Source organism: Alteromonas sp. H39, assembly GCF_047556435.1.
In the GTDB taxonomy this organism is placed as follows: domain Bacteria; phylum Pseudomonadota; class Gammaproteobacteria; order Enterobacterales; family Alteromonadaceae; genus Alteromonas.
Genome location: NZ_CP180210.1, coordinates 341,094 through 357,651, shown reverse-complemented (window position 1 = coordinate 357,651; position 16,558 = coordinate 341,094). Strand labels below are relative to the sequence as shown.

Below are 16,558 nucleotides of genomic sequence, written 5' to 3'. Positions count from 1 at the left end.
AGCGGCATATAAGGCCTCGGACGCTAGCCTTGCTGCTCTACTTTATTGAGCACAGAAATGAGCTAATTGCCTCAGAACGCTTACTGGAACATGTTTGGGATGACGTAGGCGTTAGTGATGGTGTGGTTGTCCAGTCTATTCGTGAAATCCGTCAGTTGTTGGATAATCCCAGTGTTATCGTAAACTTTCCTCGCAAAGGCTATCAATTTACTGGCAATGTGGTCAGCGTTGAAAGCACTCGAAAAAAGTATTCTGACATCATTAGACAGCGCCCTTTTGGGTTCTTAACTTTGTTCATTGTGATGTTAGTTGGATTGAATTTGGCAAAGGACATAAATACTAATACGGCAATTACAATTAATAGTCACAGTCAGGCATTTGCGCCATACGAAGCAGCATTGAGCAACGACATGACATCGATGAAACTGCTTCCTAAAAATATCGAAACTTTGAAGCTTGATATATATGGCGATACGGCAGAATTTGCAGCAATTTACTCAGCAAAATTCAATTCACGCGAAATCCAGGGAATTGTTTTTACAGCTTATCCAAAATCTATACCCAGTCAGATTGCCGAAGAGATAGTAAAGCAGTCGAGAGCCCCTAATCCAGCTAACGTTTCTATGTCATGGAACCAAGAGTTTATAGACGCCTTCCTGATTTACGAACGTGACTGGAAGGCTGCTTTGGGCACCCTCGAAAAACTACTCCCTCGTTTCCCTGATAGCCTTCGGCTAAAGTATCTTCTGGTGAAACTCTATATCTGGAATGAGAGCCATTTTAAAGCACAAGAAATTCTAGACAGCATTGTATCTGAGACAACCAATACCTCTTGGCAGATGAGGTTTGGCTACTTGCGGGCCAAGTCACTTTTTGTACGGGGAAAATTTGAAGACGCATTGGCTGTTTTAAGCCAAGCAGAAGAACTTTCAATATCTGAACACGATTGGGACCAACTGGCGTTATTAAGTGATTTACAAGGCGACATTAATTATCAAGCTGCAAAAAATGTCGAAGCGTTGAGGGCATTTCAGAGAGCAGAAAAAATGTACCTAAATCGCGGTAACCAAACGGGCCTGGCTGCAGTCAGACTCAAGATGTCAGTTTTGTATATCGCCACCCAGCAATTCCCCCTCGCTAAGCGGGCTTTTTCAGAAGCCGAAAGGTCAATAGCGCAATATCAAATAAAATTTCTGTATCCTATGCAGACTGAAATATGGGAAGCAAACAGAGCCTACTTAACAGAGGTAAGCAACTAATTAACCGATACTCAAAATTTATATCATCGATTTTTGCGAACACTTGTACACAGCAAGTTTTAGAAGTGAATGCTTCTTAAAATAATTAGGAAACATCAAAAAGGCCCCGCTAATGCGAGGCGTGTAGTTAACTCTGTGCGTAAAAACCCGTCCCTGGTGAGCTGCACCAGCCGCGACTTCCTGTCGCGTCGTTACGGCGACTGCGTTGTGCCACCGGCACAACGGTTCGCCTTCACCCCAGCGGCGGGAACCCGCCTCTGGTTAATACATCACAAAAACAAAAAAGCCCCGCGTTTGCGGGGCTGTTTTGTTTTATGGTGCCCAGAGGCGGGATCGAACCACCGACACGCGGATTTTCAAAGTAACGCTTACTGAAAAACCATTTATATTCAGTTGCTTAAAATTAAAAAATTAAACTTTGCAAATTCTTTGCAAGTGAATGCGGAAAATCGTTGGCAGCGGATACAGGCGACGACCATTATCCGCCTTGGGATAAAAAGGCTCTGTCACGCCCACCAATTGAGACCGCGGTAACAGGTTATCCATTCGGGATAAGAATATTTCTTTAAGGGTTTAGCGGCACTTGCTGAAAAATTCACTATCGCCGAAGGTAAATTATTGGCTCATGGACACGCACCGTGATCAACAAAACCAAGCACACGGTGCACTGAGAAGTCTTGATAACTTGTAGTGGCTTAAATGCCCAGGTTGAGGTATCAACATAGGCAAAAAAAGCGCGTATAAGCTGTAAGCGGGAGAGTGTGGCGGCATTACGGTGAGATTCACCAACTATGAGGCGTTGAAAGTGATGGTAAGGAAAAGACACCTCGCCTGCATTAGGCGAGGTGGCATTAGTTAGAATGTGTAAGTGACACCAAGCGTTGCTGTGGTACCTAACCCTTTAATATTGTAGCCACCATAGGTATACGACTGAGCGCGAGCAGGATAGTAGTCGCTGTTAAACAGGTTTTCGACGCCCATAAACGCGTTCCAGTTGTCAGCGAACTGGTACTGTCCACTTAGGTTAACAATATTGTAGCTCGATATAGGCCCTTGATCACCAACATAGTCGCCGTCAGCATTTGGCGAGAAGCGTTTGCGATCGCCCACATACAGATAGCTAACTGTTAGCGACAAAGTGTCTGATGGCTTCCAATTTACGTTTGCCGTTGCTTTGGGTGGGCTAATTTGGCGAGAGCCAAGGTACACGTCAGCTTCGGTATTTTTCCCTTCAACGTAACTATATGTAGCTACCACGTTGAGCGTTTCTGAAATACGGTAGTCCACTAAGCCTTCGTAACCCCAAATTTCCTGTGGTGCGCGTACAGGCTCATACACACCTGTCACCTCGTTGAAACTATTGGTAGTACCTAATTCAGATGTACTTCTGTAAGCCGCAACTTCAAGGCGTATCTGGTCGAAAAGAGAAGTGAAACCCACTTCGTAGTTATCGATGATAGAAGCTTCAGTTTGAATAAGGCCAATATCATCTACTGTTGCAGCGCGCAGTAGGCGGCCAATGTCAGCGATGTCTGAACCTTGCGAGTAATTGAAGAACGGGCTAAAGCTGTCGCGCCAGTTGTACTTTATCGCAATGTTATAAGTAGTGGCGTCGTAATCTATGGTGTCACCCTTAACTTGAAGAGGAACAGAGCATTGAGTTTCTGAGCGACACAACTTTAGTGTTTCGTAGTCATCAACCGATAAGTCGATGCTTTCCCTTCTCACACCCGCCTTTACAATAACGTCGTCGCGAATTACCCACTTTGTTTGTAAAAAGCCAGCTAAGCTGTCCATTTCCATTTCAGGTACCCACACGCGCCCATCCACCAGCGGCTGTGAGGTGGTGTCTTTCAGTGCGTCGATACCATAAATGAACGTAGCTTCAACACCATCAAAATCAACAGCAGTATTAAATGTCGCGCGAGCGCCGCGCTTTTCAGAGCGAATGATAGACTGGCCACCGTCGTAGCCTTCATCTGGATTAGCTAAGTTAGGTGAAAAGAAAAATACGTTTTCAATATCCTGTGTGTACACATCAAGCGTCATTTCGCTGTTTGCAAAGATATTGCTGTCTGTATATTTAAGGGTGATGTTCTCATTCCCATCAGGCCCCTGAGGTTTCCCGCGTTTTTGCAGAGCTTCAGGTACGTGAATAGCGTAGGTTTTAACACCTTCGTTAATGTCTCCGGGAACATCTGCCAAATCAGTTTTTTGTTGAGAGCTAAAGAAGTTGTAGCTGAACTGAAGACGTTTTTCTTGGTCGAAGTCGTAACCTAATTTGGTAAAGTAATTCTGTGTTTCAGCATCTGACAAACCGTACTGCAAACCTAAAATGTCGCCTTCAGCATCGCGCTGAACGCCGTTTTCCTCGTAGCTGGCAGTAACAAGGTAATCAAAATTCTCCACCTTGCCGTTAATCGCAGCTGAGATACGTGCACCGGCTGACTCTTCAAGCTTCACTGCGCTAAAACGTGAGGACAAACTCACTTGGCCCTCATGCGTGTCTTGCGCCGTCGCTTGCTTGGTAATGTAGTTGATAATACCGCCCGACGCCCCGTTACCATAAACAGACGTGGCGCCCTTAATTACCTCAATTCTAGCAAGCGCACTAGGGTCAATCGTTTTCACACCTAACGAACCATTTCTAAGCGGCGTAGACTGAGGCACGCCGTCAATCATCACAAGCGGAGCACGTCCGCGCAGAGACTGGCCAGTATTGCTTGAACTACCTGTGTCAGGAGCAAGGCCAGGTACCATCTGCGCTAACAAGCTTTGTAATTCAGGGTTCACCTTCAAGTGATCTTCAATCTGTTTTCTGGAAATAACGGTGATCGACGCAGGTACTTCATCAATACTTTCAATCACACGACTTCCAGAAACAATAATGCGCTCCATATCTTTTGGAGCGTCATTAGCTAGGGAAGGAGCACTAACGGCCAGGGCTATGAGCGTAAGCGATGGTTTAAACATAAAAACTCTTTTTAGAAATTAGGTTTAGGAAAGGCGCGTTATACTACAGATGTAAATGCGCAATGTAAACGTAATACGAATGATTATCATTATTTACCCCAAATTCAATAGTAAGCGTAAGATAGTGAAGTATAGATGAGATGAATTTGAAGCCCTTCGCTCTACCTTAGAAGCGCATCATTTGAAATGGCGTTTATACCAAAAATAAAACCCTGTTATCGTAAAAAACGCAGGGAGTAATGCGATAAATAACCAGATAAATTCAAGCACTGGCCCTGCGAAATCACCAATGTGGAATTTGTATTTGAAGTTCCAAACTAGCGTCGCCACATTCGCTTTTGACGCATCGTAATAACCCGTTATTTTCCCATTTGATGGGTTTGCCCATACCCAACTGTAGGCGTGACTTTCACCTGGGTTTTGCATTCTAAACCCCAGATGTTCACTTGGCTTTTTAGGAAAATAAATGCGAAATAATGACGCATTGGGAAACACCTCCATTGCATTTTGGTAGGACTCATCGATAACCACTGGAGCAATATTAGCGTCGTAAGATAACGGCTCTGGAACTGGCCTAGTCTCAACCTTTGTAAAAGTAACGGCTTCCACCACCTGCTGCGTAGCGCTTTTCCAATTAAACGCCATGCCGCTAAAAGCGATGAGTATGAGCGGTATAGCCAAATAAACGCCCAGCACTGTGTGAAGTTGATACATGAGAATTCGAAACTTGGCGCGGCGCTTAATCGCTAAACGTTTTAATCTGTTTTTTGGCTTTACCCAAAGATAAAAACCCACAATCACTTCAAGAAGCAGTACCAAGGCACTTACTGACACCCAATTTCTAAGTGGCCTTTCGTTGTTACCATCTTGATACAACAGCCATCGATGGATAGCCATGGTGAATCCATAAAACGTGCTGTAATAATCGTATCTATGAAGTATTTCGGCCGAGTTAGGGTTTACGCTTATATATTCGCCGTTGTTGAGCTTCGCTTGCCAAGCAAGCTCAGGGTCTGACTCGGGCATTAAAAGCTCGATTTTCTTATCTGTCTGGCTTTCTAACGAGTTCACAATACTGGAAAGCGGTAACAGAAAGCCTTGAGGCTCTATGGTCCACTTTTCTGGCTGTACAAAGGTTTGGATATCTTTTGCATAAATGATCAGCGCACCGGTGATACTGAGGCAAGTAATAAATAACCCACACACCAGCGCTAAAATAAGATGCAGTCGTCGTACCCAAAGTTTCAAAATAGCGTTCACATATTGCGAGATAAATGCGAATAGTAACGATTATCGAAAATAGTTCAATGATAGTTAAACGCTACAATCAGACTTACAATCGCATTAGGCAAATGAATCTCTCCTACTTTGCAGTAAGATTATTAGATATATTAGCGGGAGTACTTATGGACTTAGCTTCCTAAGTGCAATCAAAGATGGTAGTAAATTCTTTATTAAAACCAGTTAATACCAATCATCCTTAGAGCATCAAGGCACTGGAATTAAAAGAGCATTCCTATGGTCGGCGGCCAATGCGCTGTGTAGCGAAGGTTTGTATAAAAAAGGCACGAAGAAAATTCAAAAATATTATTGATAGACGAGCCTGAAATTAATCTTCACACATCTATAATCAAGGCTGCTCAAAAGGCGATTTATGCACTAGCTGATATGCAAGGTTGGCAAATCATATGTGCCACATACTCGCCAATATTTATTGTAGTGGTCAGGACGAGTTTTCTCGTTCCACGCCAGTCGCTCTATACATGCCTTAGGTAGTTCGCTCCACGTTGGGCTATAAGCAGACTCCCCATTTAGCCCTACACCTGAAACTTCTGGTAACAAACCCATGATTCTAATCCAGAAAGTTACGTGAGACACGATAAGCCAGGTGCGTTTGTGGAGGGTCAATGAAGAGCCTGCTGTTTCTCTAGATAAAAGGGTTTCCCCTTAGCTAGGGTGGGGCTGACTTGAAAATGTAGTCGATTGCCGCCGACTACATATTTGAAGTTTGTCAGTAGAAACTGACCATGCCTCAACGAATAAGCCGAGTTCATAGCTCGTTTTTTTCGTTTCTGCCCATGCGAAATTTTCTAATCGATAAGAACCACTCCGTTTTCAGGAGCGATTTTTTGGTAGGAAAGCGTTTTTTTGGTAAAAAAAAGCCCCGAGATTGCGAGGCTTCTAAGAATGGTGCCCAGAGGCGGGATCGAACCACCGACACGCGGATTTTCAATCCGCTGCTCTACCGACTGAGCTATCTGGGCTAAAACTGTTTGGCGCTTAAGGCTTACTGCCTCTTGCGTCGTGGGTGCGTATTAAACGGATTTCCCGCTCCCAAGTCAACCGTTTTTACAGGAATTTTTTCCAAGTGCGCGTTGTTTGTTCAATTTCGCGTATTTTGGTCAGCTTTTAGGCGGTACATAGCCTTCAATGTCAGGTTCTTCCCCTTTAAAGAGGTATCCTTCCATCTGCTGTTCCAGAAACTGACGGGCGTTGGGTTCCATCATATTCAGCTTATGCTCGTTAATCAGCATGGTTTGCTTTTTTTGCCAGTCGCTCCAGGCTTCTTTGGATATATTGTCAAAGATCTTCTTACCCAGTTCACCGGGATATAACTGAAAATCCAGTCCTTCAGCCTCTTTTTGCAGACGCTGACAAAATACGGTTCTGCTCATTCTATTTACCACCTCGTTGGTTTGGCATTAGTTTACAGGACTTGCGTCACCTGTTTGATTATTTTTTTTGTGGGGGCGGCAAGCCCCACTTCAATAGTGTTGTCGATATCAAACCATCTGGCATTGCCTTCCTGGATACGCCCGGAGGGCGGCTCTGAGGCGATAGCCAGGACAGGTTCAATATCCAGATGAAAGTGACTGAAAGTATGGCGAAATGGTGACAGCGGCTGCCACTGTATCTCATCAACACCAATCGACTTCAATGTATCGCGCCCTGCCTGCTCGCTATCGCATTCAATAAAGCCGTACAAACCGCCCCATAACCCGCTTGAGGGGCGCTGGGCCAGATACACATTGCGCTGAAAGCAGGGCACCACCATCAGCGTTTTTTTCACCGGCAGCGCTTTTTTAGGTTTTTTCCCGGGAAAATCAGCTTGCCGGCCTTGTGCGTAAGCCAGGCAGCCTTGTTGCAACGGACAATGGTCGCAGTCAGGCTTTCCCCTTGTGCAAACCATAGCACCTAAGTCCATCATTGCCTGCGTGTAATGATGGCATCGCGCCTCTGGCGTGTGCGCCTCAGCCACTTCCCACAGCTTGTTTTCTATTGACTTCACACCCGGCCAGCCTTCAATAGCGTAATAGCGCGCAAGCACTCGCTTTACGTTACCGTCTAAAATGGGATGAGACTGCTTTAAAGAAAGGGATAGGACAGCGCCGGCAGTCGAACGTCCTACTCCCGGCAGCGCCATGACCTCATCAAGCGTGTCTGGAAATTCGCCGTCATGCTCATCGCGTATTTTCTGGGCGGCCTTATGTAAATTTCTGGCTCTGGCGTAGTACCCCAATCCCGTCCACAGATGCAATACGTCATCCTGATTCGCATCCGCCAGCGCGGTTACCGTGGGAAATGCTTTCATAAAGCGTTCGAAATAAGGGATAACAGTGGTGACCTGGGTTTGCTGAAGCATTATCTCCGACACCCATACCTTATAGGGTGTCACCTCCTGCTGCCAGGGGAGATGCTTGCGCCCATGCGCGTCAAACCAGTTCAATACCTTATCTGCAAATGACTCTGACATGAAAAACTACTTCGTTGACGTAAAGAAAAGAGAGAGGGGGATATGCTACCATGTCGCGCATCATTCCGGGCGATTACAACAGCTGAGTTCATCATGTCATCACTTCCTGTATTATTTCTTCCTGGTACGCTTTGCGATGAGCGTGTCTGGCTGCCAGTATGGAAACAACTTACGCTGAGCCAGCGGAGATACGTACCATTACAGTGGGCAAACTCGCTGGAGGAAATGCTTAGTTTAACCGGCGATCGCGTTCTGACCGATGAAAAAATCCATATTATCGGGTACTCAATGGGCGGTTATATTGCGGCTCTCTGGGCGCTGGAAAACGCCAGTCAGGTCGCCTCACTTACTCTTATTGGTTACGATGCCGCCGGACTTACGAAAGAAGAAGTGTCCAGGCGTCAGCAAATGGTAAAAATGGTAAAGGCCGGAAAGTTTGAGGCTGGCAACACTGCTTATCTGGCGCGCTTTATTCATCCTTCCCGCCTTAATGACGAAACAGTAGCTGGTGTTGTGAAAGCGATGGGTGAAGACCTGGGAAAAGGAACACTGGTTGCACACACTCAGGCAACAACACCCCGCAAGCCCCTTACCGCTTTGCTGGCAAAGGCCTCCTTTCCCATCCACATTATCGGGGCAACCGAAGATGAGATTGCACGGCCGGAAGGGGTTAAGCAGATGATAAAGGCAATATCACCAGTATCAGCGGAGCTCGTTGAAGATAGCGGTCATATGCTTTTGCTGGAGAAACCTTCTGAACTGGCAGACGCATTACAAAAAATTGTGAATTCCGGCGCTAAATAATCTGCGAAAACGTTGCATTAAACCGGATAGACTGGATAATGCCGCACCAGTTAAAAAACACCCAATTCAGATAGGCAAAACCATGGGCCAGTATAAAAATCAGGCAGAAGCGGAAGCTGCCGGCGTTTACATTAGTAAAGTCAAAAGCTACGTCAAACGTGAAGGTCGCCTGACCAAGGCCCAGGGGCGCGCATTAGAGCAGTTCTGGCCAACAATGGGTATAGATTACCAGCCTGAGCTTCTGGACTTAAGCACTGTTTTTGGCCGAACCGCACCTGTCGTTTTAGAAATCGGCTTCGGCATGGGTAAATCTCTGGTGGAAATGGCAGAAGCCGCGCCGGAACAAGATTTCATCGGCATTGAAGTTCATCGCCCTGGCGTGGGTGCCTGTCTGGCTGAAGCTGGCGAGCGTAACCTGACCAATCTGCGCGCGATGGAACATGACGCCGTGGAAGTGCTCAAAAACATGATCCCGGATGGCAGCTTATCGCGACTTCAGCTGTTCTTCCCCGATCCGTGGCATAAAAAGCGCCACCATAAACGTCGTATCGTGCAGCCCGAGTTTGCCGAATTAGTTCGTCAGAAGCTGTGTATTGGCGGTCATTTCCACATGGCGACAGACTGGGAGCAGTACGCTGAACATATGGCAGAAGTCATGAATGCGGCGCAAGGGTATTCCAATACAGCGGCAGAGGGCGATTACGTCCCTCGTCCGGACTATCGACCAATCACGAAATTTGAAACCCGTGGCCAGAAATTAGGTCATGGCGTCTGGGATCTGATTTACGAGCGCACAAAATGATACTGAGTCCACAGAGCCAACTACTTGAGCGTAATTTAGCAATTTTTGAACAGGGTGACTGGCTTCTCATCAACCCGTCAGATGCCTATTTTACAGATAACCTCAAACATCGCTCATTGTCGGTTCTGCACCAGTATTTCGATATTTTCTCAGAGAGCGTTAGGGTAGTGCCTTCGATATCCTTGGATAGCCGTGACGTTAGCGCTAATTCTGCTGGTTTTACATGCGAGCAGAAAGTTTCTAATCATACGCATTGGTTCGCACCGTTTGTAACGGCAGCCGACGCATACACCGATGTACTTATCTTCATGCCCAAGTCCAAAGCACACTTTCAGATGTTGTTGCGAATGGCGGCAGGTGCACTGAAGGCCGGTGGCCGTATACATGTTGTAGGTGAAAATAAAGGTGGTATTAAAAGTGCCGCCAAACTCATGACACAATATGGCAGCACGCAAAAAGTAGATTCTGCACGCCATTGCAGCTTAATCACTACAGAGCTGGACGAACCTCACCTTCCATTCGAACCTGAGGCCTGGATTGAAGAGCTTGACTATGAGGTTGAGGGACATAGCTGGCAGGTTGTGTCTATGCCCGGCGTATTTAGCCACGGTGAACTGGATAACGGCACACGCCTTCTGATTGAAAAACTGTCCTCCAACTTGCGCGGCCAGGTGCTTGACTTTGCCTGCGGCGCCGGCGTGATAGGCAGCTATTTGCTGGCGCGTTACCCCCATCTTAAGCTCACCATGCTGGATGTTAGTGCATTGGCACTCTACTGCGCATCGCGTACCCTGCATGCGAATCAGCAGGCAGCTACTCTGATCGCAGCAGACGGTCTGAATAATGTCGAGCTAAGCGTCGAGCATGTGGTTACCAACCCACCATTTCACACCGGCGTGAAAACAGACTACTCGGTGACCAAGCGTTTTATCGCCGACGCCACAAGGATACTGAAGCCAAAAGGTAGCTTGCTGATGGTTGCTAATCGCTTCCTCCCCTACCCGGGCTTACTTTCAGAGCAATTCTCGCAGGTTCAGACTGTCGCGCAAAATACGCAATTTTCTGTTTATTTAGCGCTACGTTAATGCAATCGCGCGCAGCGCTGTGGTAACTTACTAACCATTGTTGTCGTTCCGGCAGCACTGCTGCTCTGCACGTCCTCCCTCTGCGAGGGAGTTGGTAACGAGGTATCATAGTGAAAATTGTATTTGCGATTTCTGAGGTAGAAGAACTGGTTAAAACCGGTGGGCTGGCGGATGTTGGTAAAGCGTTACCGCTGGCGCTAAAAGATGCTGGTCACGACGTTGCGATTGTTATGCCTTACTACCAGGCCATCGCCAAAGCACATAATCTCGCGACCGTATGCCCAAAACAAACGCTTTTTGCGGAGAGCCAGGTTTATCACTTCGATATACGCCATATGACATGGCACGATATTGATGTTTATTTTGTCGATTACCCCCAATATTTTGACCGCGAAGGATTGTACTCCAATGCGTATGATGCGTATCAGGATAACGGAGAACGATTCAGTTTTTTCAGCGCCTCAGTACTTCAGACTCTTCAGGCCGTAGACTGCATTCCAGATATCATTCACTGCCACGACTGGCACACCGCGATGCTGCCTTATTTGCTGGCGTACGATCGTTCAGGCGCGTTTTCACAAACCCGCTCTGTTTTCACCATTCACAACGCCGCGTTTCAGGGCGTCCACCGATTAGACGACATTCCCTTTTTACGTCATCACCCGGGTATTCTTGCACAGGTACATGGTGGTTATGTAAATATGCTGCAATCAGGAATTGAATTTGCGCATAAAGTAACAACTGTAAGTCCTAATTACGCAGAGGAATTGCTGACAAACCTGGGCAGCCATGGCTTGCACGATCGCCTTGTTACCAGAAAGGAAGACTTAAGCGGCATACTCAATGGATGCGATTATTCACAATGGAACCCGGCAACCGATCACTTTCTGCCTGAGAACTACGATGCGACTAACCTGCATGCCAAACAAACCTGCAAGCAAGCGCTGCAGAAAAAGTCCGGATTGCCCCAGAACCCCGGCGTACCGCTCCTGGGTATGGTTTGTCGGCTGACAGAGCAAAAGGGTTTCGGGTATTTATTGCCTATTCTGGATGAGCTGATGAGCCATAACCTGCAAATGGTGATAGTAGGCACTGGTGATCCTGAGGTATGCATGGACTTAGGGGAATTTGCCCAAAACCACCCAGCGCAATTTGCATTTATAAACGGGTTTTCTTCCGAGCACGCCCATCTGGTAGAAGCTGGCGCTGATTTCTTCTTGATGCCTTCCCAGTTCGAACCTTGCGGTCTTAACCAGATGTATTCGCTGGCTTATGGCACTATTCCGGTTGTGCGCGCGGTAGGCGGGCTTAAAGACACCGTAATTGATCAGAGCCAGGGCGAATCAGCCACTGGCTTTGTTTTTGACGATCCAACGTCCACCGCTTTGCTTGCGTGTATTCGGCGCGCATTGCTGTTCTATTACGAACATCCGGTAAAATTCAGAGAGATGCAACAGCGCGGTATGGCTACACGGTTTACGTGGGCACAGGCGGCAAAATCATATATCGCATTGTATGAGGCGATGCTGGCTTAACCTGTGTTTTTTTAGCAAGTGGTGAAAGGGACACAACTAACAGCGGCAACACCGCAAAGTAGAGTTTGCAATATCCTTCAAAAACGTCTCAAATTGAAGGAGTTTTGAGCAGAAAGCTTTCCTTTTGCACTGTGATGCGCCACTATTAACAAATAAGAAAATGCATATAAACGTTTCAGACAGATTATAATGACATCCCCGATGGTAAGGCTCTCGATCAGGAGCTTGTTTTTATGGGTGGTAATGGCCATCGCAACAATCACGCTGGTGATTTCGTCCGGTCTGTCTATTTATACGCAAATTTCCACGTACGAAAAAGAGATTGTCACCCACGTAGAGACACTGGCAGAACTTATCGCCAGCAATGCCGGCAATTATATTCGTGAGAACGACGTTAGTGCCACACAGCGTCGACTCAGCAGTTTATCTACCGTTCCGATTGTACTGAATGTCAATATCTACCGGACCACTGACGAGCCCGGTAAAAACTTTGAGTTGTTTACTGCCTACAAAAGAAATGTGTCTATTCGTGCCAGCGATGATTATGAGCCTAACAGCACAAACTTCAGGGGCAACTTTATCGAGGTTACTCGCGATATTACCCTGAAGGCAGACGACAGTTATGATACTGAAGACCGCATTGGCTATATTTTCCTGCGGGCGTCCGCCGACTCGCTTAATAATCAGGTTGGCAAAACCATACTGATAAACCTGTCGGTGATGCTGGTAATGATGCTGGTTAGTTTTCTGCTGGCCTTGCGACTTCAGCGGGTAATTACCGGCCCAATCGAAAATATTGCTGATTTCTTGCAACGTACTTCCCGTCAGCGTGATTACTCAGGCCGCTCTGAAGGCTCTAATGTCAGGGAGCTGGACATTCTTTCCGAAGCGGTCAACGTGATGTTAAGCCGCATTCAGGAATACATGCATAAGCAAAAGCAGGCCGAAGAACAGCATCGAAAGCTCAATGCCAGTCTGGAAGACATGGTTAATCAGCGTACGCTGGCATTGAAAGATGCTAACCAGGAGCTCATTCAAACCCTTGAGAAGCTGCATCAGTTTCAGCGCCAAATTGTACAGAACGAAAAAATGGCCTCGCTGGGTGACATGGTGGCCGGTGTAGCCCATGAAGTTAATACGCCCATCGGGCTTGGTGTCACAGCTTCGACAATGATGCTGGACAGGCTGGTCACAATACAGAAAGAGTTTGAGAACAAAACATTGAAAGCCAGTACGATGGCGAAGTTTCTGGCAGAAAGTCAGGAAAACCTGAACATCATTTACCGCAACTTAAACCGTGCTGCAGAGCTTATTTCCAGCTTTAAGCAAGTTGCTGTCGATCAAAGCAGTGAAAACAGTCGATCTTTTTGCTTTGCACAGCTGGTTAATGAGATACTACTGTCATTGCGGCCTCGTTTGAAAAAAGTACAACATAAGATCAACATCGAGTGCGACCCTACCCTCACCGTTGAAACGAAGGCCGGCCCAATAAATCAGATTCTGATCAATTTGATCATGAATTCGATTATTCACGGGTTTGAAGATATTGACGAAGGGCAAATTGATATTTGCGCTGAATTGATGTCGGGCAACAAGCTTAAACTCATTTACCGGGACAACGGCAAAGGAATTCCTCCGGATATCAGGAAACGAATCTTTGATCCGTTTGTCACAACTAAACGTGGACAAGGTGGCTCAGGTCTGGGTATGCATCTTGTCTACAACCTGGTAACGCAAGCATTGAATGGGTCGATCTCTCTTACCAGCGAAGAGGGGCACGGTGTTGAATTTATCATTGTATTCCCCGTTGCTAATGCAAAAACCGCGTAATACCTGCTGTTGGGTAAATAAGTCCTTGAAATTTGTTGGCAAACCCCTATACCTTGGAGTTATTAATATTCGATAACAGCTTGCAAACAACGTTACGAATATTAAAATTTAACCGATAGATTGCTTAAACCGATTGTAAAAAGAGTGTGAAACACCATGCAGACGCCAAATGTGTTAATTGTAGAAGATGAAGTGGTCACCCGTACCACGCTGAAAAGCTTATTCGAGGCTGAAGGCTATAATGTTTTTGAAGCTGAGAATGGCGACCAAATGCATGATTTTTTTGAAAATCACACTATCAATCTGGTCATTATGGATATTAACCTGCCAGGTAAAAATGGCCTGATTCTGGCGCGTGAAGTTCGCGACCGTAAGAATGTGGGTCTGATTTTCCTGACAGGTCGCGATAACGACGTAGACCGTATTCTGGGTCTGGAAATTGGTGCAGATGACTATCTGACCAAACCGTTCAACCCACGTGAGCTGACGATACGTGCACGCAACCTGCTGTCACGTACTACCAGCTCTGCTGAAGATGATGATCTCCCCAGCCGCGTCAGCTTTAATGGCTGGACACTGGATGGCGATAGCCGTTCACTCATCTCTCCAAGCGGCCATGAGTTCCGCCTGCCACGTTCAGAATTCCGTGCGCTGCACCTGTTTCTGAGCAATCCGGGTAAAATCCTTACTCGTGAGCAGTTGATTATGGAAATGACAGGCCGTGAGTTACGTCCTAATGACAGAACGGTAGATGTGACTATCCGTCGCATTCGTAAACACTTTGAGTCTGAGCCAAACGATGAAGAGTTGATTGTAACGATTCACGGCGAAGGCTACCGTTTTTGCGGATCGGTCGACGGTTAAGAAAATCAGTAATAGCAATCTTCTTAAAAACGCAGCCTTCTGGCTGCGTTTTTTTATTCTTCATGTCCCTTGCTTCGCAACAGGTCTCGGAACCCACCTTTCTACTCCTCCTTTACGCATGTTGCGGTCGTTCTGATGCTCAGACACATTCAGAGGTTATGGGGTACTTACCTTCAGAAAATGGTGAAACAGACACAAAAAAAGGCGGTCAGTGCCACCCTTCAGATAATCGTATTACAAGCGCAAACGCTGCATTAGCTTCCGGCGATGCTCATTTCATTAAGCAGTATCGAGCCTGTACTCACGCTACCGCGCTTGTCCTGTACCGCGCCAATGGCCTGAATGCCCGCAAACATATCTTTCAGGTTGCCGGCAATCGTCACCTCGTGCACCGGATACTGAATAACGCCATTTTCTACCCAAAAACCTGCAGCACCGCGAGAGTAATCACCGGTAACTACGTTCACGCCCTGTCCCATCAATTCGGTTACCAGTAAGCCTGTACCCATGGTTTTGAGCAGCTCCTCATCTGACTGCCCGGTATTCGCTACGGTCCAGTTGTGGATCCCGCCGGCATGGCCGTTACTTTTGGTATTCAGCTTTCTGGCTGAGTAGGTGGTATAAAGATAGGTCGCCAGCTTGCCTGCATCCACAATCGTCATATCGTGAGTAGCAACCCCTTCATTATCAAAATTAGAACTGGCCAGTGCGCCTTTCAGATGCGGCTTTTCTTCAATGGTCAGCCATTCCGGGAACACCTGATGCCCCAGTTTATCCAACAAGAAGCTGGAGCGCCGATACAGGTTCCCGCCGCTTATCGCACTCACATAATGACCAAACAGGCTGGAGGCCAAATCTCGATGCATAATTACCGGCACTTTGGCGGTACTGATCTTGCGCGCACCGAGTCGTGAGACCGTGTTGTGCGCCGCTTCTTCGCCAACCGCCTGTGGCGTGAGTAAATCACTGGCCTTTCTGCTAACGGTATACGCATAATCACGCTGCATGTCGTCATTATCGGCACCAATTACCATACAGCTTAAGCTATACCGGCTGCTGGGGTATCCTGCGTTAATGCCATGGGTATTGCCGTAAACGCGCATGCCAAGGTTGGCGTTATAAGAGGCCCCGTCAGTATTGGTAATACGCTTATCGTAGTCCATCGCCGCCGTTTCTGTTTCAATCGCAATCTGAATGGCTTTTTCCGGGTCAAGCGGCTGTGGGTGGTACAAGTCCAAATCCGGAAACTCGGTTGCCATCAACTCAGCATCAGCAAGACCGGTACATGGGTCTTCACTGGTGTACTTTGCGATATCGATGGCTTTTTCCACCGCCAGCGTTAACGCTTCTTTGCTGAGGTCAGCAGTCGATGCGCTACCTTTATGCTTACCTACATATACGCTGATCCCCAGGCCACCATCATTGGTAAATTCAACGTTTTCCACTTCCTTCATCCGTGAGGAGACGGCAATTCCCTGTACTTTTGACATGCTGGCTTCGGCCTGTGTCGCGCCTTTCTGCCTGGCAAGTTTAAGTACGTCATCAACAATGGTTTGAATTTCTGCTACCTGCTGGTCAATCTGCATAGTAAGTTTCGCTATCCAAGTCTGTCTGTCATCGTTACAATTTAGAGAAGTGTAACACTTATGAGT

General features: G+C 46.9%; 12 protein-coding genes, 1 tRNA gene and 1 pseudogene. 7 read left to right on the top strand and 7 right to left on the bottom strand.

All coding sequences use genetic code 11. From position 1 onward, the window contains the following. The first annotated feature begins 29 nt into the window (after positions 1-29). Positions 30-1,259 carry a winged helix-turn-helix domain-containing protein gene (locus ACLBLI_RS01475; protein WP_414829417.1) on the top strand — a complete coding sequence of 410 codons (1,230 nt, stop codon included), beginning with the start codon at positions 30-32 and terminating at the stop codon, positions 1,257-1,259. A 435-nt stretch (positions 1,260-1,694) separates the two neighbouring features. Here the strand turns inward: ACLBLI_RS01475 and ACLBLI_RS01470 are convergent. The 6 genes and pseudogenes from ACLBLI_RS01470 to mutY form a co-directional block, all read right to left on the bottom strand. Next, a pseudogene (locus tag ACLBLI_RS01470) lies at positions 1,695-1,871 on the bottom strand (IS5/IS1182 family transposase); the annotation flags it as partial. A gap of 243 nt (positions 1,872-2,114) precedes the next feature. Further along, positions 2,115-4,232: a TonB-dependent receptor gene (locus tag ACLBLI_RS01465; RefSeq protein ID WP_414829416.1), complete on the bottom strand. Its 2,118-nt coding sequence runs from the start codon at positions 4,230-4,232 to the stop codon at positions 2,115-2,117. 177 nt (positions 4,233-4,409) lie between these two features. Further along, positions 4,410-5,480 carry a PepSY-associated TM helix domain-containing protein gene (locus ACLBLI_RS01460; protein WP_414829415.1) on the bottom strand — a complete coding sequence of 357 codons (1,071 nt, stop codon included), beginning with the start codon at positions 5,478-5,480 and terminating at the stop codon, positions 4,410-4,412. Positions 5,481-6,420: 940 nt separating this feature from the next. Further along, positions 6,421-6,496 (bottom strand) — tRNA-Phe (locus tag ACLBLI_RS01455). Between the two features lie 138 nt (positions 6,497-6,634). Then, positions 6,635-6,907: an oxidative damage protection protein gene (locus ACLBLI_RS01450; RefSeq protein ID WP_414829414.1), complete on the bottom strand. Its 273-nt coding sequence runs from the start codon at positions 6,905-6,907 to the stop codon at positions 6,635-6,637. A 32-nt stretch (positions 6,908-6,939) separates the two neighbouring features. Further along, positions 6,940-7,986 carry an A/G-specific adenine glycosylase gene (mutY, locus tag ACLBLI_RS01445; protein ID WP_414829413.1) on the bottom strand — a complete coding sequence of 349 codons (1,047 nt, stop codon included), beginning with the start codon at positions 7,984-7,986 and terminating at the stop codon, positions 6,940-6,942. Positions 7,987-8,079: 93 nt separating this feature from the next. On the opposite strand from mutY, the gene ACLBLI_RS01440 reads away from it, so the two are divergent. The 6 genes from ACLBLI_RS01440 (at position 8,080) to arcA (ending at position 14,906) form a co-directional block, all read left to right on the top strand. After that, positions 8,080-8,790 carry an alpha/beta fold hydrolase gene (locus ACLBLI_RS01440; RefSeq protein ID WP_414829412.1) on the top strand — a complete coding sequence of 237 codons (711 nt, stop codon included), beginning with the start codon at positions 8,080-8,082 and terminating at the stop codon, positions 8,788-8,790. 82 nt (positions 8,791-8,872) lie between these two features. Further along, a complete protein-coding gene (gene trmB, locus ACLBLI_RS01435; RefSeq protein ID WP_414829411.1) occupies positions 8,873-9,592 on the top strand; it encodes a tRNA (guanosine(46)-N7)-methyltransferase TrmB in 720 nt (239 codons plus the stop codon). After that, the gene (locus ACLBLI_RS01430) at positions 9,589-10,677 is read left to right on the top strand and encodes a methyltransferase (RefSeq protein WP_414829410.1); all 1,089 of its coding nucleotides are present in this window, start codon (positions 9,589-9,591) and stop codon (positions 10,675-10,677) included. Before trmB ends, ACLBLI_RS01430 begins: the two co-directional genes overlap by 4 nt. 110 nt (positions 10,678-10,787) lie before the next feature. Then, positions 10,788-12,212 carry a glycogen synthase GlgA gene (glgA, locus tag ACLBLI_RS01425; RefSeq protein ID WP_414829409.1) on the top strand — a complete coding sequence of 475 codons (1,425 nt, stop codon included), beginning with the start codon at positions 10,788-10,790 and terminating at the stop codon, positions 12,210-12,212. 243 nt (positions 12,213-12,455) lie between these two features. Continuing rightward, positions 12,456-14,042 (top strand): sensor histidine kinase, encoded by a 1,587-nt coding sequence (locus ACLBLI_RS01420; protein ID WP_414829408.1) that lies wholly within the window; start codon positions 12,456-12,458, stop codon positions 14,040-14,042. 156 nt (positions 14,043-14,198) lie between these two features. Further along, positions 14,199-14,906, top strand: coding sequence for a two-component system response regulator ArcA (gene arcA, locus ACLBLI_RS01415; protein WP_414829407.1), 708 nt, complete (start codon positions 14,199-14,201; stop codon positions 14,904-14,906). Between the two features lie 254 nt (positions 14,907-15,160). On the opposite strand, the gene pmbA is transcribed toward arcA, so the two are convergent. Further along, on the bottom strand, positions 15,161-16,492 hold the full coding sequence (gene pmbA / locus ACLBLI_RS01410; protein WP_414829406.1) for a metalloprotease PmbA: 1,332 nt from the start codon (positions 16,490-16,492) through the stop codon (positions 15,161-15,163). Between the last annotated feature and the right edge of the window lie 66 nt (positions 16,493-16,558).

Excerpts from the sequence above, each read along its gene's own strand:
- ACLBLI_RS01450 (WP_414829414.1), bottom strand. The coding sequence starts at position 6,907 with ATGAGCAGAACCGTATTTTGTCAGCGTCTGCAAAAAGAGGCTGAAGGA.
- ACLBLI_RS01430 (WP_414829410.1), top strand. The coding sequence starts at position 9,589 with ATGATACTGAGTCCACAGAGCCAACTACTTGAGCGTAATTTAGCAATT.
- arcA (WP_414829407.1), top strand. The coding sequence starts at position 14,199 with ATGCAGACGCCAAATGTGTTAATTGTAGAAGATGAAGTGGTCACCCGT.
- ACLBLI_RS01465 (WP_414829416.1), bottom strand. The coding sequence starts at position 4,232 with ATGTTTAAACCATCGCTTACGCTCATAGCCCTGGCCGTTAGTGCTCCT.
- mutY (WP_414829413.1), bottom strand. The coding sequence starts at position 7,986 with ATGTCAGAGTCATTTGCAGATAAGGTATTGAACTGGTTTGACGCGCAT.
- trmB (WP_414829411.1), top strand. The coding sequence starts at position 8,873 with ATGGGCCAGTATAAAAATCAGGCAGAAGCGGAAGCTGCCGGCGTTTAC.
- pmbA (WP_414829406.1), bottom strand. The coding sequence starts at position 16,492 with ATGCAGATTGACCAGCAGGTAGCAGAAATTCAAACCATTGTTGATGAC.
- ACLBLI_RS01440 (WP_414829412.1), top strand. The coding sequence starts at position 8,080 with ATGTCATCACTTCCTGTATTATTTCTTCCTGGTACGCTTTGCGATGAG.
- ACLBLI_RS01420 (WP_414829408.1), top strand. The coding sequence starts at position 12,456 with ATGGCCATCGCAACAATCACGCTGGTGATTTCGTCCGGTCTGTCTATT.